This is a genomic window from Longimicrobium sp., from assembly GCA_036377595.1.
Taxonomy (GTDB): Bacteria; Gemmatimonadota; Gemmatimonadetes; order Longimicrobiales; family Longimicrobiaceae; genus Longimicrobium.
The window spans coordinates 50,997-74,054 of the sequence record DASUYB010000107.1; the positions used below are offsets into that span (position 1 = coordinate 50,997).

The following is a 23,058-nucleotide window of genomic DNA, read 5'->3' on the forward strand; positions in this document are numbered from 1 at the left end:
GGACGCGGCATCCGCGCGAAAGCTGGCATTCCGAGGCGCGCCGCCGCACCGCAACCGCGTCGGCGCCAATGCCGGCGGCGCCCGAGGAATCTGTAGACGGGGCACGAGCGACAGGCGGCCATTCGCGCGGAGGCCGGCCAAAGATTCCTCGGCCGCCGCGCAGATGATGGTACACGACGCGGCATCGGTCGAGCGGCGGCGCTCGGAATGACAGCAATTGGGCGCTGAGCAGATCCCAAGCACAGTAGCCACTTAGGACTTAGGACTTAGGACCCAGGACTTAGGACTCCCTAGATGGATCTTGGCGGGCGCGGCGGACGAGCGAGGAATGAGCGGCGCGGCAGGATGTGGCGCGCCGCCGCGGGCTCCGTCGTCGTGCACGCCGTGGTCATCGCCGCGCTGCTGATCGCCGAGGCGGGGTTCGGGCACGCGCCGCCGCGCGACCGCCGGATGCGCGTGTACGCCGTCAACATCGTCTCGCCCCCGCCCACCGTGCGCGGCGCGCCCCCGGCCGAATCTCCCGCGCCCAACCTCGGCGGAAACCAGGCGCCGCGGCCGGCTCCCCCCGCCCCGCCTCCGCCGCCCGCGCCAGCGCCCGCACCCACGCCTCCGAAGCCGGCGCCCGCGCCGCCGAAGGAACCCTCGCACCCTCCCGCGCCTACAACGCCCACGCGCCCGCAGCCGCGTCCCGCGCCCCCGGCGGCGCCACCCGCGAAGCCGCCGGCGACGAACCGCGCCACGCCGCCGAAGCCGGACGCGGGGAACACAACCCCGCGGCAGCCTTCCGCATCCAACGGTCCGGGGAGCGGGCCGCGCAGCACGGGGACGGGCACGCGCGGCCAGCCGACCGGCCGCGATCCCGATCCCAATTCCGCCGGGGGCGAGGGGCTGAACGTGAGCCAGCGCGGCGTGGAGTGCCCGTCCGCGGGCTACTGCGAGAACATCGTCCGCCAGGTGCGGCGCTACTTCCGCCGCCCCGAGGGCTCCACCGGCAGCGCCGAGGCGTGCTTCACCGTGCTCCCCGACGGCAGCGTGGACGACATCGACGTGCGGCGCGTGCGCGGCGGCTTCACCTTCCGGCTGGCGGTGCAGGAAGCGGTGGAGCAGGCCGGGCTGCACAAGGCCTTCGGCGCGCTGCCACGCGCGTTCGGGGCGCCCGAGCTTCCCGTCTGCGTGGACATCACCCCCCAACTGTGACCATCGGCCGCGTGCGTTCCATCTCCCGAATCGTCCCGCTCTCCCTGGCGCTGGCCGCGCTCGCGCCCGCCGCCGCCCTCGCCCAGAACGACACCACGCCCGGCGTGCGGCTGCGGATGACGTACGAGACCGGCACCGCGCCGGGCTTCCTCGTCCTCCCCTTCGCCGGCGAGGACGCGGCCGCGGCGCGGCAGATCCTCCGCAACGACCTGGAGTTGAGCGATCGCTTCGAGATGAAGGACCCGCCCGCCGGCACCCCGGTCGCCGACCGCCCCGACGTCGCCACCTGGCGCGACCGCGGCGCCGACTGGCTGCTGAACGGCACGGTGACGGACAACGGCGCAGGCGCGACGCTGCGGCTTACCCTCTACGACGCCGTCTACGGCGAGGTGAAGGGGACGGGAAGCTTCGGCCTCCCCGCCCGTGGCTCGCGCGGATTCCGCATGGCCGTGCACGCCGCCAGCGACGCGGTGGTGAGATGGGCGACGGGGCAGCCAGGCTTCGCCGCGACGCGGATCGCGTTCGTGACGCAGGGACGCGGCTCGAAGGAGATCTACCTGGTCGACAGCGACGGTGAGGGGGTGACGCGGGTGACGAGCGACGGCTCGATCGCGCTCTCGCCCGCGTGGTCGCCGGACGGGCGGCGGCTGGCGTACACCAGCTTCAAGCGCGGCGGCCCGCACCTGTTCGAGCGCGACCTGGGGACGGGGGGCGAGCGCACCGTCTCCGCCCGCGACGGCATCAACATCACCCCCGCGTACGCGCCGGACGGGCGGACCATCGCCTTCGGGATGACGGAGGGCGGGAACACGGAGATCGCGCTGGCGGGGCCGGGGGGGACGCGCACGCTGACGCAGTCGCGGCGCTTCGAGAACCTGTCGCCCTCCTTCTCGCCCGACGGCGGGCGGATCGCGTTCGTGAGCGACCGGCTGGGCGAGCCCGCGGTGTACGTGATGAGCGCCGGCGGCGGCGAGCCGCGCATCGTCTCCGACTACACCTACGGCCGCAGCGGCTACTCCACCTCGCCCGACTGGTCGCCCGCGGGAGACTGGATCGCGTTCTCGTCGCGCGTGAACGGCGTGCCGCAGATCGTGATGGTGGGCGCGGACGGGCGCGGCGCGCGGCTGCTGACCGACCGCGGCCGCAACGAGGACCCCAGCTGGGCGCCGGACGGGCGGCACCTGGTCTTTGCCAGCCCCAACCGCGACGGCGGCGGCCTGTTCGTGCTCGACACCGTCACCGGCAAGGTGCGCACGCTGGTCGGCGGGCGCGGCTTCGGGCTGCCGGCATGGTCGCCGGCGCTGGCGCGCGGCGGCGGCGCGCAGGCGGCGGGGGCGGGGAGATAGCCGCTCTGCGGGACCGGCATCTGTACCCGGGCGAATGAATTCACGGCAACAACAGCACAAAGTCGCTGCGCGACTGCGGACGCGGCACCCGAGCGAGCGGGTGAGATGAGCGCGGCCGCAGCCATCGATGGTGAGGGGTGGAGATGATTTCTCCACTCTCGAGAAGATCATCGAGGCGGGCAGGGTGATGAGGGAGCGGCAGAATGCCTCTCCAGCAGTCCCGCAGGGACTTTGTGCCCTTGTTGCCGCGAATTCATTCGCCCGGGATCGTCACAACCAACGGAGGGGAGACACACGATGAAGCTTCGCCACGCAGCCCCACTGCTGCTGGTTCCGCTGGCGCTGGCCGGCTGCCGGAAGAAGCCGCAGAACAACCCCGAGCCGTACACCAGCACCACCGTGGTGAACGACGGCGCCGACCGGGAGCGGGCGCGCGCCGACTCCATCGCCCGCGCCAACGAGGTGGCGCTGCAGGCGGAGCGCGACCGGCTGGAGCGCGAGCGCCGCGCCCGCGAGGCCGCCGTCTCCACCGCGCGCGACGCGCTGACCGAGATCGTGTTCTTCGAGTACGACAGCGACGAGATCACCTCCGAGGCCGAGCGGCGGCTGGAGATGAAGGCCTCGGTGCTCCGCGCCAACCCCGGCGTGCGCCTGCGCGTGGAGGGGCACTGCGACCAGCGCGGCAGCACCGAGTACAACCTGGCGCTCGGCCAGCGCCGCGCCGAGGCGGTACGCGCCTACCTGCAGAACCTGGGGATCGACGGATCGCGGCTCTCCACCATCAGCTACGGCAAGGAGCGGCCGCTGGAGGAGGGCGAGGGCGAGGAGGCCTGGGCCCGCAACCGCCGCGCGGAGTTCACCGTGGCCGGCGGCGAGATCACCACCGTGCCCGCGGAGCTGCGCCGATGAAGCACACCCGCACCGCCGTGGCCGCCGCGCTCCTGCCCCTGCTGGCCGGATGCCTGGCCACCAAGCAGGACCTGGAGACGCTGCGCACACAGATGGACAGCGACCGGATCGAGCAGCAGCGGCAGATCCAGGCGCTGATCGCGCGCACCGAGGCCATGCTCGACTCGCTGAGCACGCAGAACGCGCGGATGCGCGCCGACGTGGCCAACCGCCTGCTGCAGATCGACCGGCAGCTGGTGCAGATCCAGTCGCTCAGCGGCCAGAGCCAGCAGCAGATCCGCGACCTGCAGCGCCAGATCGAGCAGCGCGCCGAGGAGGCCCGCGCCGCCCAGGCCGCTGCCGAAGCCGCCGAGCCCGCGCCGGCCGACGACGCGCCCACCGACCGCACCGCCGCGAACGACCGCCCCGCGACGGACCGTCCCGCCACGACCGATCGTCCGGCGACGACGGACCGCGGCACCTCCACGCGCCCCGCGACCGATCGCCCCGCGGCGGCGGCGGATCGGCCGACGACGTCGGGGAGCACGACGCGGCCGCGGCCCACGCGCGACGACGCGCCGCCGACGGCGGACGACGCGTACCAGGCGGCGATGGGCGCGTACCAGCGCGGCTCGCTGACCACCGCGCGCTCGGGCTTCCAGGAGTTCCTCCGCATCGCGCCGAACGACCGGCGCGCGGCCGAGGCGCAGTTCTACATCGGCGAGACGTACACGCGCGACCCCGACGCCGCCATCGCCGCGTACCAGCGCGTGGTGGACCGCTACCCGACGTCCGCCCGCGCCCCGGCCGCGCTCCTGCGCATCGCGCGGCTGGAGATCGCGCGCGGCGACCGGACCCAGGCGCGCAGCCATCTCAACCAGATCCTGCGCAGCTATCCCCGCAGCGACGAGGCGGAGGAGGCGAGGACGCAGTTGGACCGGCTGGGGACGAGGTAGGGAAAAGAAAGTCCTGAGTCCTAAGTCCTGAGTCCTGAGTCCTGAGTCCTGAGTTGAACGTCCGCCGCGACATGCCCTCTGTGTCGCGGCGGATGCTGTCGATGGTTCTCACGCGGAGAGGCGGAGTCGCGGAGAGAAAAACGCGGAAACGGATTCGTGTCTCCTCTCTCCTGTAGTTCTCCGCGTCTCCGCGTCTCCGCGTGAGAACATTCTGTTGACGGGAGCGCGTACGGGTACCCACTAGATCTTGCGCTACTTGGGACTCAGGACTTAGGACTTAGGACTATCTGTTGTAGATTCCTGATCACCCCGAGGAGATCCCCCGTCCGTGCGCTGCCCGTTCTGCCATCACCAGGACGACCGCGTGGTCGACTCCCGCACCGGCCGCGAGGGGCGCGCGGTGCGGCGCCGCCGCGAGTGCCTGCGCTGCGGACGCCGCTTCACCACCTACGAGTACATCGAGGAGCGCACGCTGCAGGTGGTCAAGCGCGACGGCGAGACGGAGCCGTTCGAGCACCGCAAGCTGCTGCGCAGCATCGAGGTGGCCAGCGCCAAGCGCCCCATCACCCCCGCCGAGATCGAGACCATCGTCGAGGACATCGAGCGCGAGCTGGACCGCCGCGAGACCGGCGAGGTCAGCAGCCGCGAGATCGGCGAGATGGTGATGAGCCGGCTGAAGGAACGCGACCAGATCGCCTACGTGCGCTACGCCAGCGTGTACCGCAACTTCGCCGACGTGCAGGAGTTCGCCGAGGAGCTGGGCGAGCTGCGCGAGCTGGCGGCGCTGCGCGAGGTGCGCCGCTACCAGCGCGAGCTGCCGCTGGCCACCCTCGACGGCGGCGACGAGGAGGAGATGCCCGGCCCCGATCCCTCGCCGTCGTAGGCCGCACCCCCTTCCCACCGGGGGCCCGAACGCCGAAGTTACGGGAGGCCGCGCGTTTAGCCCGGCCTCCCGCCGCACTTTCGCGCGGCTCGGGGGTAGACGGGCCACTCCCTCCGACGTTTTCCCGGAGACCAACGCAGCACGCCCGACGGAGCTCGCGGATCGCGGGATCCGTCCCCGCGCCGCCGCGGCTCCGGCTGCACCGGATATTCGAGGATGCCGAAATTCGCCAAGACCGCCAGCGGCGAGATGCCGTTCCTCGACCACCTCGAGGAGCTGCGCTGGCGGCTGATCTGGAGCCTGCTGGCGGTCGTGATCTGCGCGGTGGCGGGCTGGTTCCTGGTCACCCGGCTGGACGTGCTGGGGCTGCTGATCGCCCCCATCAAGCCGTTCCTGCACGGGAGCAAGCTGAAGTACCTGAGCCCCACCGAGCCGTTCTTCATCACCCTGAAGCTGGCGGTCTCCGTCGGCCTGGTGCTGGCGTCGCCGATCGTGATCTACCAGCTGTGGGCGTTCCTGTCGCCCGCGCTGCTGCCGCGCGAGAAGCGGGTGATCATCCCCGCGCTGTACATGGGGCTGGTGCTGTTCGCGCTGGGCGTGCTGATGAGCTACGAGATCGTGCTGCCGATGACGCTGCGCTTCACCATGGGCTTCCAGACGGAGAGCCTGGAGCAGAGCATCGTCATCGGCGAGTACCTGGGCTTCGTCACCCGCCTCCTGCTGGCGTTCGGCGGCGTGTTCGAGCTCCCCGTGGTGATCCTCATCCTCTCGGTGATGGGGCTGGTGACGCCCGAGTTCCTGGCCAGCAAGCGGCGCCACGCCATCGCCCTGATCACCGTGCTGGCGTCGGTGCTCACCCCGGGCGACGTGATCACGCTGACGCTGATGATGATGGTGCCGCTGATCCTGCTGTACGAGTTCAGCATCTTCCTCTCCCGCCTGGTCACGCGGAAGAAGGTGGCCGCGGCGGCGGAGCCGGCGGAGGCGTGAGGAATCGGTTAGACGGCGCGCGCCGCGCTCCCCGGCCGGGGCCGCGGCGCGCTAGATTCGCGGAAGAATGACGGAAACCCCACCCGGACCACGGACCGCGTGAAACGGAGAGCAGTTCCCCTGGCGCTCACCCTGGCGCTCGCAGCCTGCGCGCTGCTGGCGACGGCGGCGCGCGCGCAGGTGATCCCGGGGATGAACCGCGGCACCCGGCCCACGCCCACGCCGCGCCCCAACCAGCCGCGCCCGCAGGGCGACACCACGCGCCCGGCGGCCACGGGGCGCCCCACGCAGAGCGACTCGACCATCGACGCGCTGCTGAAGCTGCAGGGCTACGTCCCCATCTTCTACAACGCCGACAGCGCCGAGTACCGCTCGCTCGACCGCACGCTGCGGCTGCGCGGCGCGTCGCGCGTCGAGCGCGCCGGCGACGTGATCACCGCGCGCGACTCCATCGTCTACCGCGACCTCTCCGACCTGGTCGCCGCCTACGGCAATCCCCAGGGGAACCCGACGGAGGGCGAGCCCATCACCGGCGACGTCTTCTTCTACGACATCGCCAGCCGCAGGGCGAACGTGCGGGGCGCGAGGACCAAGATCACCGAGAACGCGACCTGGTACGTCGCCGGCGACGTGACCAGCGAGCGCAACGAGCGCATCTACGCCAACAACAGCACCTTCACCAGCGACGACCGCCCGGAGCCGGCCTACCACTTCAAGGCCGACCGGATCATGATCATCCGCAACCGCATCCTCGTCGGCCGGCCGGCCTATCTCTTCTTCAAGAACGTGCCGGTGATGGCGCTGCCCTTCATCGTGCAGGACCTGGAGCACGGGCGGCGGAGCGGGTTCCTGATCCCCCAGTTCGAGATCAACGACATCATCCGCACGCGCGGCGGGAGCGGGAACAGCCGGGGGACGGGGCGGGAGATCAGCAACATCGGCTACTACTGGGCGATCAGCCCGTACCTGGGCCTGCAGCTGGCGGGACGGTGGCGGAGCCAGAGCTACACGGCGGCGCGCGGGAACCTGGAGTTCAACTTCCGCCGGCGCTTCCTGAACGGGCAGATCGAGGGCGAGCGCTTCTGGGAGGTGGACGGCCCCGGGCGGCTGAACCTGAACGGCGGCGCGCACTGGAGCGCCAACGAGCGCACGGAGCTGGCGCTGGCGCTGGGCTTCGCCTCGTCGACGGCGTTCGAGCGCGAGCGCGTGGTGGACCCGTTCCGGCAGACGGCGGACCTGTCGAGCAACTTCTCGCTGACGCGGCGGCTGGACTTCGGCAACTTCTCCTTCTCGGCCGAGCGGCGGCAGAGCGTGGGGAACGACGACCGCACCTTCAGCCCGCGGGTGGCGCTGAACGTGAACCCCATCAACCTGCTCCCCAACGTGGTGCTGACGGTGGGGTTCAGCGGCAGCCAGACGCAGCAGGCCTTCGGCGACGCGCTGCTGCGGCGCCTCCCCTCGCAGAACACGGGCGACTTCTCGGCCACGGGCGGGCTGCAGATCGGCAACTTCCAGATCTCCAGCTCGGGATCGTACTCGCACCAGTCGCGCTCGGCGCTCGACTCGCTTCCGCGCAGCGCCATCGACACCACCGTCTTCCGCACCGACACGACCCGGCTGGCGGCGATCCCCGGGTTCGGCACCGACCGCGTCCGCTTCAGCGCGTCGACCGGGTACCAGATCCGGCTGATCGGGAGCACGCAGCTGACGCCCAGCATCGGCTTCGAGCGCGAGCTGGTGCGGCGCGACACCACCGGCGTGATCCCCGACTCGATGCAGGGGGCGTACAACACCTTCGTGGCCGGGCCGCCGCGGCTGAACCTGAGCGTGGGGCTGAACACCGACCTGTACGGCTTCTTCCCCGGCTTCGGCAACTACGAGGCGATCCGGCACCACATCCACCCGCTGGTCAACTACCGCTACGCGCCGGCGGTGCAGATCCACGACAGCGCGCAGGCGCGCATCCAGCGCCTGGTGTTCGGCCCCACCTCGGCGCGGGCCATCAACCAGATCGAGGTGGGGATCGACCAGACGTTCGAGGGCAAGGTGCGCGCCCCCCGCCCCGTGCGCGGCGACTCGGCGCGCGACACGGCCAACGCGGCGGGGAACCGCGCGGCGCCGCAGCAGGCGCAGAAGATCACGCTGCTGGCCATCAACGCCAACGCCATCGCCTACCAGTTCGTGGGGAGCAACCAGTTCAACGAGCGGTGGCTGACGCCGGACCTGAACACCACGGTGCGCACGGACCTGCTGGGCGGCTTCCAGTTCACCATGTCGCACTCGCTGTTCGACCAGCGGCTGGTGCCGACGGACAGTGGCGTGGCGCTGCGGCGCGGCGGCTTCTCGCCCTTCCTGACCTCGTTCAGCACCAGCTTCACGCTGGGGCAGAACTCGGCGCTCTTCCGCTGGCTGGGCTTCGCGCGCTCGAACGAGCCGGAGAGGGCGACTGAGCGCGGCCAGACGCCCGACGCCGCCGGCCGGCCGCCGGAGACGCCGATCGGCGGCGCGAACGCCACGGGGAACAACCAGCAGGCGGGGGGCGGCCCCTGGTCGCTGGCGCTGACCTACTCGCTGACGCGGCAGCGCCGCAGCCCGGCCGACACGGTGCCGGGGAGCTTCGCGGGCGGGGGGAACTCGCAGATCGGCGGGCGGCTGACCTTCCAGCCCACGCGCAACTGGGCGGTGAGCTGGCAGACGCAGTACTCGACCACCACGGGGCAGTTCGCGGCGCACACCATCAACCTGAAGCGCGACCTGTACCGCTGGCAGGCGAACTTCGACTACAACCTGGCGCCGAACGGCAACACGGCGTTCTCGTTCTCGGTGCACCTGATCGACCTTCCGGACCTGAAGGCCGACTACCACGAGAGCAACCTGGGCGTCGACCGCCCCGCCACCACCCCTACGACGCTTCCGCCGCCGTAATCGCGCTGAACTGAAAAACAGAAAGTCTCACGCAGAGTCAGCAGGGTCAGCAGAGAACTGAAAGCGGTTCTCTCTGCTGACCCTGCTGACTCTGAGTGAGATAATTTCTTTTTTCGGTCCTCCCCACCCGCGCCGAAGCCTCTCCCCGCGCTGAGGTCTCCCCCTCCCCCAGTCGGTTTTGGGGGAGGGGGCCGGGGGGAGAGGGCCTCCCCGCCGCGGCCACACCGATGGTCGATCAGCAGGCAGCGATGACGTTGATCGCCCGTCGCACCCCACTGTCTTTCGCGAAGGACACCCATCCTCTCAAGGCGGGGACGAGCGCACCTCCTCCGTCCCCGCCATCCGTTCATCCAACCATTTGCATCACAACGACTTGTCCTCGCGTGCCGCACTGCGTGGAGGCCGGAACGCGCGTTGCCTGATGCATCCGTCGGCAGTCGCGGACTTCCGCACACCACACCGATCAGACGGACCCCCATGCTTCGCAACCGACTCATCCCCGCGCTGGCCGCGGCGGCGCTGCTGGCCGCCTGCGACCGACACCACGACGTCATCATCGGCGGGCCGCCGCCGGGCGCGCCCACCGACCTGAGCGTCGAGACCCACTGGGTGCTCGAGGGCTTCACCAACACCGGTCAGTCCACCGGCTACCCGGTGGTGGACGTGCACTGGAACCCGCCGGCGAACTGGAGCAGCCAGCCGTTCCGCGTCTACGCCCGGCGCGTGGGCGACGCGAACTTCTTCCTGATCGCCACGGTCACCTCATGCACCGCCAACGGGTGCGTGTACCGCGACCGCAACGTCACGCAGGGCGTGCAGTACGAGTACTACGTGGCCACGGCCGACGAGGACACCAACCAGGAGACGACCACCGACTTCCGCGAGGTGGTGCGCGTCCCCGCGTCCACCACGCCCGCCACACCGCAGGCCGACAGCGCGGTGGCGCTCGACAACGCCGCGTTCGTCCGCTGGCGCGACGGCGGCGTGGGCGGCGCGCTGTGGAAGTACGTGGTCTACCTCACCCGCATCGACGCCACCAGCTACCTCTACGGGCTGGGGGAGACGGACGGGCTGGGGCTGGTGGACACGCGGGCGACGAACGGCCACGTGTACGGCTACCGGGTGGCCGCGGTGGACACCTTCGAGCACGTGAGCGCGCTCTCCGCGGAGATGACGGTGGTGCCGCGGCCCGACGTGCGCAGCGAGCTGATCTACACCTTCCAGACGAACTCCACGCAGAGCGGCTTCCGCTTCCAGACGTCGGAGTCCACCAACCCGGTCCTCGACGGCTCGTCGGCGCAGGCGCAGTGGCGGCTGGAGCGCACGGGGGCGGGGTGGCAGATCGTGCCGCTGAACGGCTCGTCCGTCGTCGAGTACAGCGGCCGCACCACGGCGCTCGCCTGCGGCCCCGGCGCCGACGCCGACTGCCGCGCGGCCACGCGGGCGCCGACGGCGGGATACCAGACCACCGCCATCCTCATCAAGCCCGAGTTCAGCTACATCCTGCGGGTGACGGGGAGCGACGGGCAGACGCACTACGGCGTCGTGCGCGCCGACATCCTGGGGAACGACGGCTCGGGGCACGACCTGATGATCTTCGACTGGGCATACCAGCTCGTCGCCAACGACGTGCGCCTCGACCGCGTGGGGGGGTGATGGCAGCTCCGGGGATCCCGGTGCGCCTCGCCTGATCGCGTGCCGGGTCAACCCGGCATCGGACGGAAGTCGTGCCCGGATGTGGGAGAAGTACCGCGGCCAGGGCGCCGCAGCCGGCAGATAGATGAGGGTTTCGATACACGCAGATGATCGCCCGGGCGGGCGGAGGAGCGGGGTCACCAACCGCAGGAAGCCAACCTCCGTTCGTCCGGGCGATTCCTCCTCGCGGGAGGAGACGATGATGCCACTCCTTCGGCCGATCCTGGCCGCGCTGGCCCTCTCCGCGGCTTCGACACCTCACGCGAACCTTCCGCGCGGCGATGCGGATCCCTCCGTGCGCGACACGGCGGCGCTGCGGCGCTCGCTCGCGGCGGCGCTCGGCGGCGACTTCCGGATCGCGCGCCACGAGCTGAGCCGCGGGCTGCGGGAGCGCGGCGGCGTCTACTGGCTCGTGCACGCGCAGCCCGTGCGCAGCGGCGACTACGCCCTCGCCTACCGCTACGCGTATCGTGACCACGTGCACCCGGAGAACCCGCTGTACACGCACGTGGAGCACGCCTCCGCCATCCGCGTGGGCGGGCGCGGCTGCCTGCGCCGCGCCGAGATCCGGGACGTGTGCGTGGGCGACACCATCATCCTGCCGTTCGTGCTGAACGACTTCGGCGAGCACACCTTCAGCGTCACCCGGCGAGATCCCGGCGCGCCGCTCGCGCCGCCCGACATGGATGGAGAGCTGACGACGGAGCCGGTGCGGAATCCCGCCGCGCCGCACCTGGAGTATCTCGGCTGGCGGTCGTACGTGATGTGGCACCGCAACGGCGGCGCTACCATCGCGTACTCCGCCGATTTCCGCGCCGGCGCGCCCGGGCGGCTCAACCTGCGGGTGACGACCAGGCCGGGTGACGTCGCGCCCCCGACGGGCTGGTACGGCGCCGTGCCGATCGTCATCGTGCCGCGCGGCCAGCCGGTGACGGTGCTGCTGGAGCACGAGAACGTCGTCGGCCGCGACGAGGCGCACGGGTTCTCGTCGCACACCGGCAACGAGTACCAGACCACGCTCAAGCTCCTGCAGCCGGGCGATCGCATCTCCATCGAGTACATGCGCGTCCTCTCCCCCGCGCGGGGCGGACCCCGGGACAGGGGCGGACCGCGGGACGGCCCGGCGCCGGAGAATGACGCCGTGACGCCGGTGATCGCCCGGCTGCCGTTCCGCCTGGACACGGCAGAGCGGTTCAATGCCTGGATCACGGGCCATCTCCCCGCGAACACCGAGGAGAATGGGAGGGGAAGATGAGGATGAGATCCGCACGAAACCGGGGCCGCGCGTTGCTGCGCGTGATGTTCTGCGCGATGCTCTCCGTCACGATCGCGGGATGCTCGGACATCCTGGCGGCGGCGGGGCTCACCGACCTGTCCGGCTACTGGGTGGGGCGATACGACTCCGATTTCGACTTCTACCTGGACCTCGACGACGACGTCTATGGGGTGTACGGGCGCGCGGGTCTGGTGCGCGGCGGCTCGTACTCCGACATCTACGTCGACGCGGTGCGGGACGGCAGCCGGATCGTCTTCTACGCCGACGAGCCGGGGTACGGCAGCACGCCGATCTTCGAGGGCCACGTCACCGGCCGCGACCGCATCGACGGCATCGCCTATCTCGAGGTGATCCCCCGCGCCGTCATCCTCCATCGCCAGTAGGACAAATCCCCAAAAGAAAGTCTCACGCAGAGGGCGCAGAGGCCGCAGAGGTAAGTTCTCTGCGACCTCTGCGGCCTCTGCGTGAGACTTTATCCGTTATCTCCTGATGCCGGAACTGTCGGAGGCGGGGGCGTCGTCGCAGGGGAGGAGGTCGCCGGACGAGGCGGGCGAGTCGGTCAATCTCCATCTCCAGCAGCTGGAGACGCCGGGCTGCAGGCGCGTGGAATACGACAGCGGGCCCGCCGCGCCGCCGGCCGTGGTCTGCGCCCGCAGCGCGATGGTCGGCTCGGACGCGATCACCCGCTTGCACACCTCGCGGCCCGACATCACGTCGTAGCGCGTCATCCCCGCGTAGGCGACGATGTTGCCGTACGCCACCGTCTCGTTCTGCACGCACACGCGCAGCGGCTGGGCGGCGGCGTTCGGCGCGCCGCGCGGAAGCGAGCCGCCGCACGCGGCCGACAGGAGGAGCAAGGACACCGTCGCACGACGCATCGATTCGCTCCGGTTCACGGGGGTGGGCTGGACGCCGGCCGACGCGCACGCCGCATGCCGTCAGCGGCGCCTGGTCACCAGCTCCAGGTAGCGGTCGCGCGGCTCGCCCGTCCACCCGTTGACGCCGTGCTTCGGCAGCCAGTACCCGTGCACGTACGCCGCGGCGGCCAGCATCGCCGCGATCAGCGCGTACGCCCACGGCCGCCCGGCCGTCGCCGAGAGCAGGAGGATGACGGCGGTCACGAGCACCACCTTGAGCACGCGGCGCCACTTGGGCTTGTGCGCCTCGAAGTGGCCGAACAGGATGTTGCCCACGGCGAAGATCGCCAGCACCACCGCGGCGTCGAACCAGACCGTGTCCGTGCTCCACATGGGCGGCATCCCGGACGCCTACTCCGGCGGCGGCAGCGCGGACTGCGCAGGCGCGTCGCGAAGCGCGGCGTGGAAGCTCTCGACCTCCTGCAGCCGCGCCACCTCGGCCCGCACCTCGGCCACCTCCGCGCGCAGGTGCCGCAGCTCGGTGGCCACGTCGGTTCCCACCGAGCGCTCGCCCTGCAGCACGCCGCCCTCGCGCAGCCGCAGGAGGGCGTCGACGATGGGCTTGAGCGCGAAGCGCGTGGTGATGGCCAGCGCCGGCAGCACGATCACGGAGCAGATCACCAGGAGCTTGACGAGGTCGTCGAAGGGCGGCATGGCTCGGTCCGGTGAAGATGGGCGATGGAGGAAAGCTGCCCTCGCCGTACGCCGCTGGCAACCACTCCGTTTCACGGCGCGCATGCCCCCGGCCGCTGACCCGCGCTGATGCGATTCGGCGCCTTCATCCCCGCCCCCTCCGACGCCGCGCCCGGGTACCTGTGGCCGCGGTGGATCTTCCTGCGTGCGCTGGGGGCGATCTTCTTCTCCGCCTTCTACTCCCTCGCCTTCCAGCTCCACGGACTGATCGGCCCGCAGGGGATCCTTCCCGCCGGCGACTACCTGCGCCAGGTGGCGAACATCCTCGGCGCCGGGAAGGGCCTCTGGTACGCGCCGACGCTCTTCTGGCTCGGCTCGGGGAGTGCCGCGCTCACCCTCGTCGTCGCGGCGGGGATCGTGTCGTCGCTGCTGCTCGTGGCCAACGTGTGGCCGCGCGCCACCGTCGCGGTCTCCACGCTGCTGTTCCTGTCGTGCGTGGCGGCGCTGCAGGACTTCTCGTCGTACCAGTCCGACGGGATGCTGCTGGAGGCGGGGTTCATCTCCTTCTTCTTCGCCCCGCGCGGCATCCGGCCGGGGCTGGGCGCGGCGGACCCGCCGTCGCCCTTCAGCCTGTTCATGCTGCGGTGGGAGTGGTTCCGCATCTACTTCGAATCCGGCATCGTCAAGCTGGCCAGCGGCGACCCGCACTGGCGCGGCCTCACCGCCATGGACGAGTACTACCAGAACGGCCCGCTCCCCACCTGGATCGGCTGGTACGTGCAGCACCTCCCGCACTGGTACCACGCGGGAACGGTGATCTTCACGCTCCTGGTCGAGCTCGTCCTGGTCTGGGCGGTGTTCGCGCCGCGCCGCCTGCGCATCGCCTGCTGCTTCGTCGTCACCGCGCTGCAGATCGGCATCATCGCCACGGCCAACTACGCCTTCCTCAACTATCTCGTCCTCACCCTCGGCGTCCTCCTGCTCGACGACCGGGCGCTCGCGCGGCTCGGTTTCCCGCTGCCGAAGACGGGGGATGACGAGCCCGCGCGGCGACCTGTCTGGCGGCGCGTGGAGACGGCCGTGCTGGGCGTGGCGCTGTACGCGACGGCGATGGCGTTCCTGCTGCCGTTCGCGGGGGGATCGGGGGTGTTGGGCGCGCCGGTGCGGCTGCTGGCGCCGTTCCGCATCGCCAACGCGTACGGGCTGTTCGCGGTGATGACGCCCGCGCGCTACGAGATCGAGTTCCAGGGAAGCCGCGACGGGCGCACGTGGATCGCGTATCCCTTCCGCTACAAGCCGCAGAACCCGGCCCGCGCGCCGGGGATCTACGCGCCGTACCAGCCGCGGTTCGAGTGGAACCTGTGGTTCGCGTCGCTGGGCCCGTGGCGGCAGTCGGAGTGGGTCGTCTCCGCCCAGCAGCGGCTGCTGGAGGGGAGCCCGAGCGTGCTGCGCCTCTTCCGCCGCGATCCGTTCGAGGGAAAGCCGCCGGCGATGGTGCGCACGGTGCTGCGCCAGTACTGGTTCACCGACCGGGAGACGCAGCGGCACACGGGGATGTGGTGGCGCCGCCGCGACCTGGGCCCCTTCACCGGCGTCCTGCGCCGCGACGCGAGCGGCGGCTTCATCCTCGAAAGCGTCCCCACCCCGCTCCCGCCGCTGAACGTGACGGTGCCCGGGGGGAGCTGAGCGCGGTGGTCATGGTGTCGCGACTCAGGTCTTCGCCGGGACGGAACCGAACGCGACCGGCTCGTGGTTCAGCAGACGCGACACCTCGGCGATGACGGCGGAAAACTCGATCGGTTTGCCCAGGAACGCATCCGCTCCGAGATCGAGCATCCGCTTCCTCGTTTCTTCATTCGCCATCGCGGTTACCACGATGATCTTGATCTTGTCGAATTCGGGATGGGATCTCACCAGCCGGATCAACTCGATTCCATCCACGCGCGGAATCAGGAGATCGACCCACAGGAGGCGCGGGTTGAGCTTGCCGATTCGCATCGAAGCTTCGTAGCCATCTCTGGCAACCTCGATACGTATTCCCGGAAACGCATGCTCGAGGAGCATCTCGAAAGTCAATACACTTTCTTCGTGATCCTCAGCGATCAGCACGTCGCATCCACGGCTCATCTGGTCGACGTGATTCTTGATTCTGGCCAGGATGTCTGAAACCGCCCCGTCCTTTCCTCTCCGGTCGGAGGGATCGAGACGCAGGACGCACATTCCCCTCCGCTCCCATTCGCGGACGAGGTGCTCATCCTGCTCGAACGTAAGCATGAACGCACGGCGCTTCATCTGCTCCAATTCATGCCAGACCGTGTTGTAGATCAGTTCGATGTTCCAATCCCGCATGCTGTAGCCGACGAAAACGATCGTACGGTGGCTGAACAGGTCATGGATTTTCCTCTGTAGCGCAGGATTGCGGCGCAGGAACCGGTCGTAGTCCGCAGCGCTCAGGATGATCGACTGCGCCTGGTCCAGGTTGCCATGGATCTTTACGACCTGGACGTCCTCGGCCTCGCTCCAGAGTCCGATCTCGCGATCATCACAGATCACGTGGACCGTTCTTCCCTCCTGTTTCAGCGACCGCTCCAGCAGGTCGTCGTAATTCGTCGTCACGATGACGCGATGAGGCAACGATGCGAGGAGCCTGTGCACGTCCGTCGGTTCGAACCCCTTGTTCAGCAGACGGCGAAGAAGGAGAAAGAGCTCATGATCTCCGTGCTGGTTCCGGAAGAACTGCGCAACCAGTTGCGGTGTCGTCTCGTCCGTATGCGGATTGAGCCGCTTGCGAAGCTCGGAGACAACGTCGCTCCAGAGCGGCGCCCCCGCACTCGCCGAAAGTCCGGCACCCACGAAGAACGCGGCTTCACCCTGTACGAGTGCGCGGGCGATTTCCTGACAAGCCTGGTTCACAATCGACATGAGCGCAGTTGTCCTGCTGTCGGGTCCAACCGGCGGAACCGCTGACGTCTGGCGATGGACTCCAGTTCGACGTGTCACACGATAGCGGCTCGGTGCCCCACACGGACGCCGGAACTGAAGACTGCTTGGAGGGATCTGGCGACGCAACAGTCTGCAACCGCTGGCGCTGTTCAGGAATCCTGCAGCGAATCCACCGCCGCGCGCCGGCCACGCCGTGGGTCGTCTCCGCCCAGCAGCGGCTGCTGGAGGGAAGCCCGCGCGTGCTGCGCCTGTTCCACGACGACCGCCGCTGAACGTGACGGTGCCGGGTGGGGGGTGACCGCGGGACGATGCCCGCCGCCGGGTGGATGGCTACGCTGGCGCGATCACCGCGGTATCCGGCGCCGCCACGGCTTCGGGTGTTGGCCTGGCATGCGTCCACGGCTTGACGTCGAGCCGTTCTCCAAGCCGCACGACATGGTCGAAGTTCCAGGCTGGCAATGCCGGTTGAAACACGGACTCGCGTGCCGCCTTGTTCGGGGCGTATCGGTAGCAGCGAATCTGCTCGACCCAGTACTTGAGATCCTCGATGTCCGCGTCATGAAGCTGTCCGTCGCGCAAGAGCTTGTAGACGTGGTCTAGGTATGAGAACAGCTTGATGAAGCAGTAGCGGTAGACCAGGCCACGCGGATCCTTCAACGTCTCCGGGTTCAGGTTCGGCTCCATTGCAATGGCCAGCACCTTCGGATCGTGATCCATCACGGCGGGGGCATCTCCCTGCGCGTCCTTCCTGAACAGTGGCCGGTATTCCTCGGGAATGATCAGGGGCCCGACTCCCCAGTCGAGCGCCTGGGTTGCCAGTGCGAGCGACCTGTCGGTATCCAGCTTCTCCAGCAGCGTGGCGGCCAGATCGGTGGCTTTCCAGCGCTTGGCGCGCCGGTATTGCATCCAGGCGTAGCCGGCGCTGACCGCCGCGATCCCGACCGTACCCAGCTTGTTCACGTTCTCGACCCATTCCGCGACAACCATACGGTCCTCCGTAGTGGGAGGGTAAATGGCGCGCTCCCTCGGGCGGCACGACGACGCTTCCGGGTGGAAGTCGCGCAGGGCGCGCGCGAATCGCATCTCCGTCATCGATCGCCGCCCGAGAGCCGCAGCAGCTCTTCGAAGAAGTGGATGGTGCGCCAGATGTCGTCGCGCGTGTCGCCGTCCCACGCCTCCACCGTCTCCAGCTCCCGGCGCAGCTCGGCGATGCGCGCGGCGATCTCCGCCCGCTCCGCCGCCCCGCACGCCGCGGCGATGCGCGGCCAGGCGTCGCGCGGGATCGGCTCCCACGGCTCCAGCCCGCGCTTGGCGTCAGCGAGAAGATCCGGCAATCGGCTCAATGGGGGATCGGCGGAGGTTGGAAGCTCGTACCAGATCTCGACTTCGTAGCCGTCGGGATCGAGCGCGAAGAGGTACGGCTCGCCCAGGCAGAACTCGCCCTGCTCGCGGATCTTCCCGCCCGCGCGCTCGACGGCGTTCGCCGCGGCGGCGATGTCATCCGGATCCATCAAGCGGAAGCCGAAGTGGATCACGCCGCCGCCGGGGCCGGCGCGGTCCGGGTCGCGTTCGAGCACGAGCACGTCGCGGCTGCCCGGGGTCTGCAGCTGCACGAACGCGTCTCCGCGATACACCTCCACCATCCCGAACAGCTCGCGATAGAACCGCGCCGACCGATCCAGGTCCGCCACCGCGAGCGCGAGATGCGTCAGCCCGAACGTTCGCACCATCGGCACCTCGAACAGTGTTGCTGAACGGCGAGATCCGGAACACCCCCCCGGTGTCATCCTGAGGGAGGCGCTGCACGGCACTCTCGTACGCACAAGCGCTGGGCGCCGACCGAAGGATCTACTCTACCCACGGGAAATTCCGGCTCCTCCGGGCAGACATCCGGCCCGCCCTGCAAGATCCTTCGGGCGCGCAGGGATTCGTGTGAACGCGGCTTCGATGCTCCGCGCCCTCAGGATGACACCCGACGGGGTGTCCGCAGGTTCAGCGACCCCCTCTCAGGTGATGTGCAGGTCGGTGCCGTAGCGCACCAGCCCCAGCTTGCGCGCGACGGCCTGCGACGCGGCGTTCCGCCACGACGTGCTGTACAGCGGGATGGAGCCCATCTCCCGCACCGCGGCGGCCCACGCGGCCACGACCCGCGCCGCATGGCCGCGGCGGCGGAAATCGGGCGCGGTCTCCACCCCCGCCTCGTGCGCCGCCGGGGTGATGCGGACGCTGGCGCACACGGCCACCGCCCGCCCGTCCACGAGCATCGCCAGCGCGGGCTGCGCGAGCTCGATCCCGTCGGCCCACTCGTGCAGGTGCGGCCGCAGCAGCTCCGCGTTCTCCGCGGTGATGCGGACGGCGTCCACGGGCACCGCCATCTCGCGCGGGAAGCGGTACGCCGGCCCGGCCTCGGTGCGCGCGGCCGGCGCGAGCAGCGCCTCGTACGGCGGCGCGCCGTGCGGCGGATCCAGGCGCTCGTCGCCCGTACGCTCGGCCGCATGCACGGCGGCGAGCTCCCGCGCAAGCGCATCGCCGACGTCGTGGCGGAGCCGCAGCACGCTCCCCTGCGCCGTCCGGCCGACGAAGATGCGCGGGGCGTCGGCGCCGCCCGGCTCGTTCACGCGCAGCATCCGCCCCGCGGCGTCGTGCGTGAACAGCGCGTCCACGTGCAGCCGCATCAGCGCGAGATCGCCCGGCGTGCCATTCGCGCCGTTCGTCTGCACGGGGATCAATCCTCCGGCGGGCGCGACGATGATGCGGCGACGTACGGCGGGAGCCACTCGCGCAGCACGCGCGGCGCCTCGGCGCGGTAGATGGTGGCGTGCTCGAGGTCGGGGCGCGGCCGGTACGCCCAGCGCAGCCCGGCCGGCGCGTTCGCGCGGAGCACGTCCGCCAGGCGCGCGGCCTCGGCCCCCACGTCGTCGCCGGCGGACGAGAGGTACAGCGCGGCGTGGAGATCGGGATGCGCGCGCAGGCGATCGGCGGCGGTGCGCGTCAGCTCCTCGCCGTTCCACCACAGGCTGGGGCTCAGCGCGATGCAGGTGCCGAACAGCTCCGGCCGCTCGAGGAAGGTTTCCACGATGAACAGCCCCGCGAGCGACTCGCCGATGATGGCCCGCTCGCCGGTGACGTTGTAGCGCCGCTCGATCTCCGGGATCAGCTCGTCGGCGATGAAGCGGCGGAACGCGGCGGAGCCGCCCACGCGCGGCGCGATGGCGCTGTCGCCGTGGACGCGCGTCGGGCCGGTCATGTCGCGCCGCCGCTCGGTGTTCTCGATCCCCACCACCAGCACGGGCCGCATCTCTCGCGCGCGAATGGCGGAGTCGACTGTGGCCACCACGTGCGGGAAATCCTCCTCCACTCCGCCGTCGGGCATGTAGAGCACCGCAAACCCCGCATCGCCCGCCGGATCGTAGACCTCCGGCAGCCACACGTTGATCCGGCGCACCTCACCCAGCACGGCCGACAGCATCGTGAACGTCTCGTGTGGCAGCACCGCCTCCTGCGCGACTGAGCGATCCGTCATGAGCGCACCGGCGGCGATCGCGAGAACGATGGGGAGGGACTTCATCGGCGCCGGTCGATCGTGCTCAGGATGCGGCTCATCACCCGGCCCAGCGGGAGGCCCGGGCGGCCGGGAAGGATGTTCCACTGGTTGACGACGACGATCAGGTCCTCTTCGGGGATGGCGACGGGGAACTGGCCGCCGAACCCGGAGCCGGCCCACATCACCCGCGTGCTGTCGGTGGGATTGGGATAGAGCCACCACTTGAGCCCGTAGCGCGCGCCGCCCGGCCGGTTGCCGACCGCCACCGCGGGCAACACCGACTGCCGCACCCACTCGCGAGTCACCACCTGCCGGCCGTTCCACGAGCCATCGCGCAGGAACAGGTACCAGAGCCGCGCCAGGTCGTCCGCGGCCAGGTAGAGCCCGCCCTCGGTGTCGGGGACGCCGGCCGGCGTGCGCTTCCAGTACCAGTCGCGGATACCGAGCGGGGCGAAGAGATAGCGCGCCGCGTACTCCTCCACGTCCACGCCCGTCGCCCGGTGGAACACGTGCGCCAGGAGCTCGCTGGCGCCGCTGTTGTAGTTGAAGCGCGTCCCCGGCTCCTCCATCATCGGCCGGTCGATGGTGTACCGGATCCAGTCGTAGCTGCGCTCCAGCCCGATGGCGGTGTTGGCGGTGTCGCCGTAGGGGCGGTTCTCGTCCCAGTCGATTCCGGCGGTCATGGTCAGCAGGTGGCGGATGGTCATCCGCCGCTTGCGCTCGTCCACGTTGGCGACCGTCCCCGAATCGAAGAACGACAGCACCGGCGTGTCGAGCGACGGGAACTCGCCGCGCGCGACGGCGGTGCCGATCACGATCGACGTCACCGTCTTCGTAACCGACTGCAGCGTGTGCAGGTTGCCGCGGCGGTACCAGGGATGCCACCACGCGTTGAAGTAGTTGTAGGGCCCCGACCGGTCGTGCGTGCGCAGCGTCACCGCCCGCCGCGCGGAGTCGCCGTAGATGCTGTCGTAGTCGTGCTCGTAGCGCCGGTCGAACGCCAGCCTGCCGCGCCGGATCACCAGGAAGCGGTCCACGTTGCCGTATCGCCCCGACCGGATCTCCGCGTCGATGCTGTCCAGCACCGCCGCGTTCAGCCCGACGGACTGCGGCGTCGCCGCCGCCCACCGCTCGCCGGGCCACGCCTGCGCGCTCGTCTCCTTCGGTGCGGAGATGGCAATCAAGGTCGCGGCGATGGCTGCGGCGGTAGCGATGATGCGCGGGCGTGCGGCGGCGAGGGACGGTGTCATGGGAAATCCTCGGGGTGGGGCGGGGATTCGCGATGCCGGTGCACGGGAGGGTGAAGCCGCGGCAACAACCACGGGAAGCCTCGCAAACCGCGCGAGGCTGCAGGACGAGATTCGCGCAAACGTGATTGCGCGGCGCTCCGCCCGCAACCTGTTCGATCGCTTGGGAGGCGTCCGTGCGACAAAACGCGTGGGGCCGGCAAACCAGCCGGCCCCACGCGGTATTCCATCTCCCGAGTTGCGACGCGGCCTCAGCGCCGCGAGCTGCGCCTCGGCAGGGGCCGCATCGCCTTCTCCAGCACCATGCGGGCGGCGCGGCGGCCGATCTCCTCGCCCGCCTCGTTCGAGAAGCGGTAGTGCACGCCGCCGTACGTGCGCGAGTCCGACACCTCGCGCGCCCACTCGTCCCATCCTGGCAGCACCTGCACCACCGACAGCGGCACGGCGCCGGCGGTCACGCGGACGCCGGTCGCGGGGTGCGGCCCCACCTCGGCCTTCATCACCTCGGCGATGGCCGCGGCCACGGTGCAGTGGCCGCACGGATACTCGGGGAAATTGGGCGTGCCCAGGAGCGGCACCCAGCCCGCGTCGGGCGCGGTGGCGTCGTTGCCGTCGCCCGCGCCGTTGCGGATGGCGGTGATCGGGCGCCAGAAGTTGTAGTGGAACTTGGCCGCGATCATCGCCAGCGCGGCGTCGTCGAACGCCATCTGGTAGACCGCGAACATGCGCGCGTTCTGCACCGGCGTGCGCCCCGGCGCGTCGGCGGCCAGGCGCAGCGACGGCGTCACGTCGAAGGCCTGCCGGTAGCGCGCCATCAGCGTCTGGTGCGGCGTGCGCTCGGTGCTGGCGCGGGCGCCCAGCCGCCGCACCTCGTCGTAGTCGCGCGCCCAGCGCTCGCTGGTGAGCGCGGGCGGCGGGGGCGGCCGCAGCGCGTCGGCGCCGGGGATCACCCACGGGCGGAAGGCGCTCATGTACGGCTCGATCGACGGCAGCCCCGTGGCCACCCACTCGCCCGGCGTGGTGCGGGGGCGATAGGGCACCTGCGCGATGGTGCTGTCGACGCCGCCCGCGGCCAGCGCCGCCGCCGCCGCGCGCTCGCCGATCAGCCGCCCCGCCTCCTTCGCGCGCGCGTCGGCGATGGCGTCCATGGAGATGGCGTAGCTCTCGTCGAGCGCCGTCTTCTGCGCGGGGAACGAGGCCACGAGCACGCGATACGCGGCGGTGGCCGCGGCCGCGTCCTGCGAGGCGGCCGGGTCGCCCGCGGGGAAGCCGAGGTAGCTCTCGTAGCGGCGGTCGATGGCGTTCAGCGCCTCGAACATGGCCAGCGCCACGCGGGTGACGGCGCGGTCCTGGTCGGGCGGGTGCGGCGCGGACGACGCCTGCACCGGGCCGTACAGCTTGTTCGCGAACTCCCACCAGTCGCACACCGTGTCGGCGTACGCCGGTCGCGCGATGGCCAGGGCGGCCGCCACGGCCATCCACAGGTAGGCTCGACGCATGGTCACTTCTCCAGGAGGGATGTGGATGAGATCACTAGAGTGTTTTAGTGTTATACTCTAGCATATCACCAGAACGAAAGGCAAGCGATTTTGTTTCAGGCGGGGGATGAAGAAACTCG

At 70.4% G+C, this 23,058-nt stretch carries 22 protein-coding genes; 12 read left to right on the forward strand and 10 right to left on the reverse strand.

The window, feature by feature from the left end:
• Positions 1-345 precede the first annotated feature (345 nt).
• The 10 genes from VF092_18885 to VF092_18930 all read left to right on the forward strand — a co-directional run bounded on the left by VF092_18885 (position 346) and on the right by VF092_18930 (position 12,539).
• On the forward strand, positions 346-1,197 hold the full coding sequence (locus VF092_18885) for a hypothetical protein (GenBank protein HEX6749368.1): 852 nt from the start codon (positions 346-348) through the stop codon (positions 1,195-1,197).
• An 11-nt stretch (positions 1,198-1,208) separates the two neighbouring features.
• Positions 1,209-2,543, forward strand: a complete 1,335-nt coding sequence (locus VF092_18890; GenBank protein HEX6749369.1) for a hypothetical protein — start codon at positions 1,209-1,211, stop codon at positions 2,541-2,543.
• A gap of 297 nt (positions 2,544-2,840) precedes the next feature.
• On the forward strand, positions 2,841-3,452 hold the full coding sequence (gene pal, locus VF092_18895) for a peptidoglycan-associated lipoprotein Pal (protein HEX6749370.1): 612 nt from the start codon (positions 2,841-2,843) through the stop codon (positions 3,450-3,452).
• Complete coding sequence (locus VF092_18900; protein HEX6749371.1) at positions 3,449-4,387, forward strand: tetratricopeptide repeat protein; 939 nt, start codon at positions 3,449-3,451, stop codon at positions 4,385-4,387. Before pal ends, VF092_18900 begins: the two co-directional genes overlap by 4 nt.
• 328 nt (positions 4,388-4,715) lie before the next feature.
• Complete coding sequence (nrdR, locus tag VF092_18905) at positions 4,716-5,270, forward strand: transcriptional regulator NrdR (protein HEX6749372.1); 555 nt, start codon at positions 4,716-4,718, stop codon at positions 5,268-5,270.
• Positions 5,271-5,486: 216 nt separating this feature from the next.
• A complete protein-coding gene (gene tatC, locus VF092_18910) occupies positions 5,487-6,260 on the forward strand; it encodes a twin-arginine translocase subunit TatC (protein HEX6749373.1) in 774 nt (257 codons plus the stop codon).
• Positions 6,261-6,359: 99 nt separating this feature from the next.
• Complete coding sequence (locus VF092_18915; protein ID HEX6749374.1) at positions 6,360-9,185, forward strand: putative LPS assembly protein LptD; 2,826 nt, start codon at positions 6,360-6,362, stop codon at positions 9,183-9,185.
• Between the two features lie 477 nt (positions 9,186-9,662).
• The gene (locus VF092_18920) at positions 9,663-10,841 is read left to right on the forward strand and encodes a hypothetical protein (protein ID HEX6749375.1); all 1,179 of its coding nucleotides are present in this window, start codon (positions 9,663-9,665) and stop codon (positions 10,839-10,841) included.
• A 241-nt stretch (positions 10,842-11,082) separates the two neighbouring features.
• A complete protein-coding gene (locus VF092_18925; GenBank protein HEX6749376.1) occupies positions 11,083-12,135 on the forward strand; it encodes a hypothetical protein in 1,053 nt (350 codons plus the stop codon).
• 2 nt (positions 12,136-12,137) lie between these two features.
• The gene (locus VF092_18930; protein HEX6749377.1) at positions 12,138-12,539 is read left to right on the forward strand and encodes a hypothetical protein; all 402 of its coding nucleotides are present in this window, start codon (positions 12,138-12,140) and stop codon (positions 12,537-12,539) included.
• Between the two features lie 96 nt (positions 12,540-12,635).
• Here the strand turns inward: VF092_18930 and VF092_18935 are convergent, their stop codons facing one another.
• The 3 genes from VF092_18935 to VF092_18945 are packed head-to-tail and all read right to left on the reverse strand — an operon-like array spanning position 12,636 to position 13,727.
• The gene (locus VF092_18935) at positions 12,636-13,034 is read right to left on the reverse strand and encodes a hypothetical protein (GenBank protein HEX6749378.1); all 399 of its coding nucleotides are present in this window, start codon (positions 13,032-13,034) and stop codon (positions 12,636-12,638) included.
• 60 nt (positions 13,035-13,094) lie between these two features.
• Complete coding sequence (locus VF092_18940) at positions 13,095-13,406, reverse strand: hypothetical protein (GenBank protein ID HEX6749379.1); 312 nt, start codon at positions 13,404-13,406, stop codon at positions 13,095-13,097.
• Between the two features lie 18 nt (positions 13,407-13,424).
• Complete coding sequence (locus tag VF092_18945) at positions 13,425-13,727, reverse strand: hypothetical protein (GenBank protein HEX6749380.1); 303 nt, start codon at positions 13,725-13,727, stop codon at positions 13,425-13,427.
• Between the two features lie 108 nt (positions 13,728-13,835).
• Between VF092_18945 and VF092_18950 the strand changes: the two genes are divergently transcribed.
• Positions 13,836-15,392, forward strand: a complete 1,557-nt coding sequence (locus VF092_18950) for a lipase maturation factor family protein (protein HEX6749381.1) — start codon at positions 13,836-13,838, stop codon at positions 15,390-15,392.
• Positions 15,393-15,416: 24 nt separating this feature from the next.
• Here VF092_18950 and VF092_18955 read toward each other — a convergent pair whose 3' ends face one another.
• On the reverse strand, positions 15,417-16,628 hold the full coding sequence (locus VF092_18955) for an SIR2 family protein (protein ID HEX6749382.1): 1,212 nt from the start codon (positions 16,626-16,628) through the stop codon (positions 15,417-15,419).
• A gap of 125 nt (positions 16,629-16,753) precedes the next feature.
• Between VF092_18955 and VF092_18960 the strand changes: the two genes are divergently transcribed.
• Positions 16,754-16,921: a hypothetical protein gene (locus tag VF092_18960; protein ID HEX6749383.1), complete on the forward strand. Its 168-nt coding sequence runs from the start codon at positions 16,754-16,756 to the stop codon at positions 16,919-16,921.
• A 58-nt stretch (positions 16,922-16,979) separates the two neighbouring features.
• Here VF092_18960 and VF092_18965 read toward each other — a convergent pair whose 3' ends face one another.
• The 6 genes from VF092_18965 to VF092_18990 all read right to left on the reverse strand — a co-directional run bounded on the left by VF092_18965 (position 16,980) and on the right by VF092_18990 (position 22,939).
• Positions 16,980-17,732: a hypothetical protein gene (locus VF092_18965; GenBank protein HEX6749384.1), complete on the reverse strand. Its 753-nt coding sequence runs from the start codon at positions 17,730-17,732 to the stop codon at positions 16,980-16,982.
• 5 nt (positions 17,733-17,737) lie between these two features.
• Positions 17,738-18,379: a VOC family protein gene (locus tag VF092_18970; GenBank protein HEX6749385.1), complete on the reverse strand. Its 642-nt coding sequence runs from the start codon at positions 18,377-18,379 to the stop codon at positions 17,738-17,740.
• A gap of 276 nt (positions 18,380-18,655) precedes the next feature.
• Positions 18,656-19,369, reverse strand: coding sequence for a GNAT family N-acetyltransferase (locus tag VF092_18975; protein ID HEX6749386.1), 714 nt, complete (start codon positions 19,367-19,369; stop codon positions 18,656-18,658).
• Between the two features lie 5 nt (positions 19,370-19,374).
• Positions 19,375-20,172 (reverse strand): alpha/beta hydrolase-fold protein, encoded by a 798-nt coding sequence (locus VF092_18980; GenBank protein HEX6749387.1) that lies wholly within the window; start codon positions 20,170-20,172, stop codon positions 19,375-19,377.
• A 41-nt stretch (positions 20,173-20,213) separates the two neighbouring features.
• Positions 20,214-21,443, reverse strand: coding sequence for a serine hydrolase (locus VF092_18985; protein ID HEX6749388.1), 1,230 nt, complete (start codon positions 21,441-21,443; stop codon positions 20,214-20,216).
• Between the two features lie 248 nt (positions 21,444-21,691).
• Positions 21,692-22,939: a vanadium-dependent haloperoxidase gene (locus tag VF092_18990; GenBank protein HEX6749389.1), complete on the reverse strand. Its 1,248-nt coding sequence runs from the start codon at positions 22,937-22,939 to the stop codon at positions 21,692-21,694.
• Between the last annotated feature and the right edge of the window lie 119 nt (positions 22,940-23,058).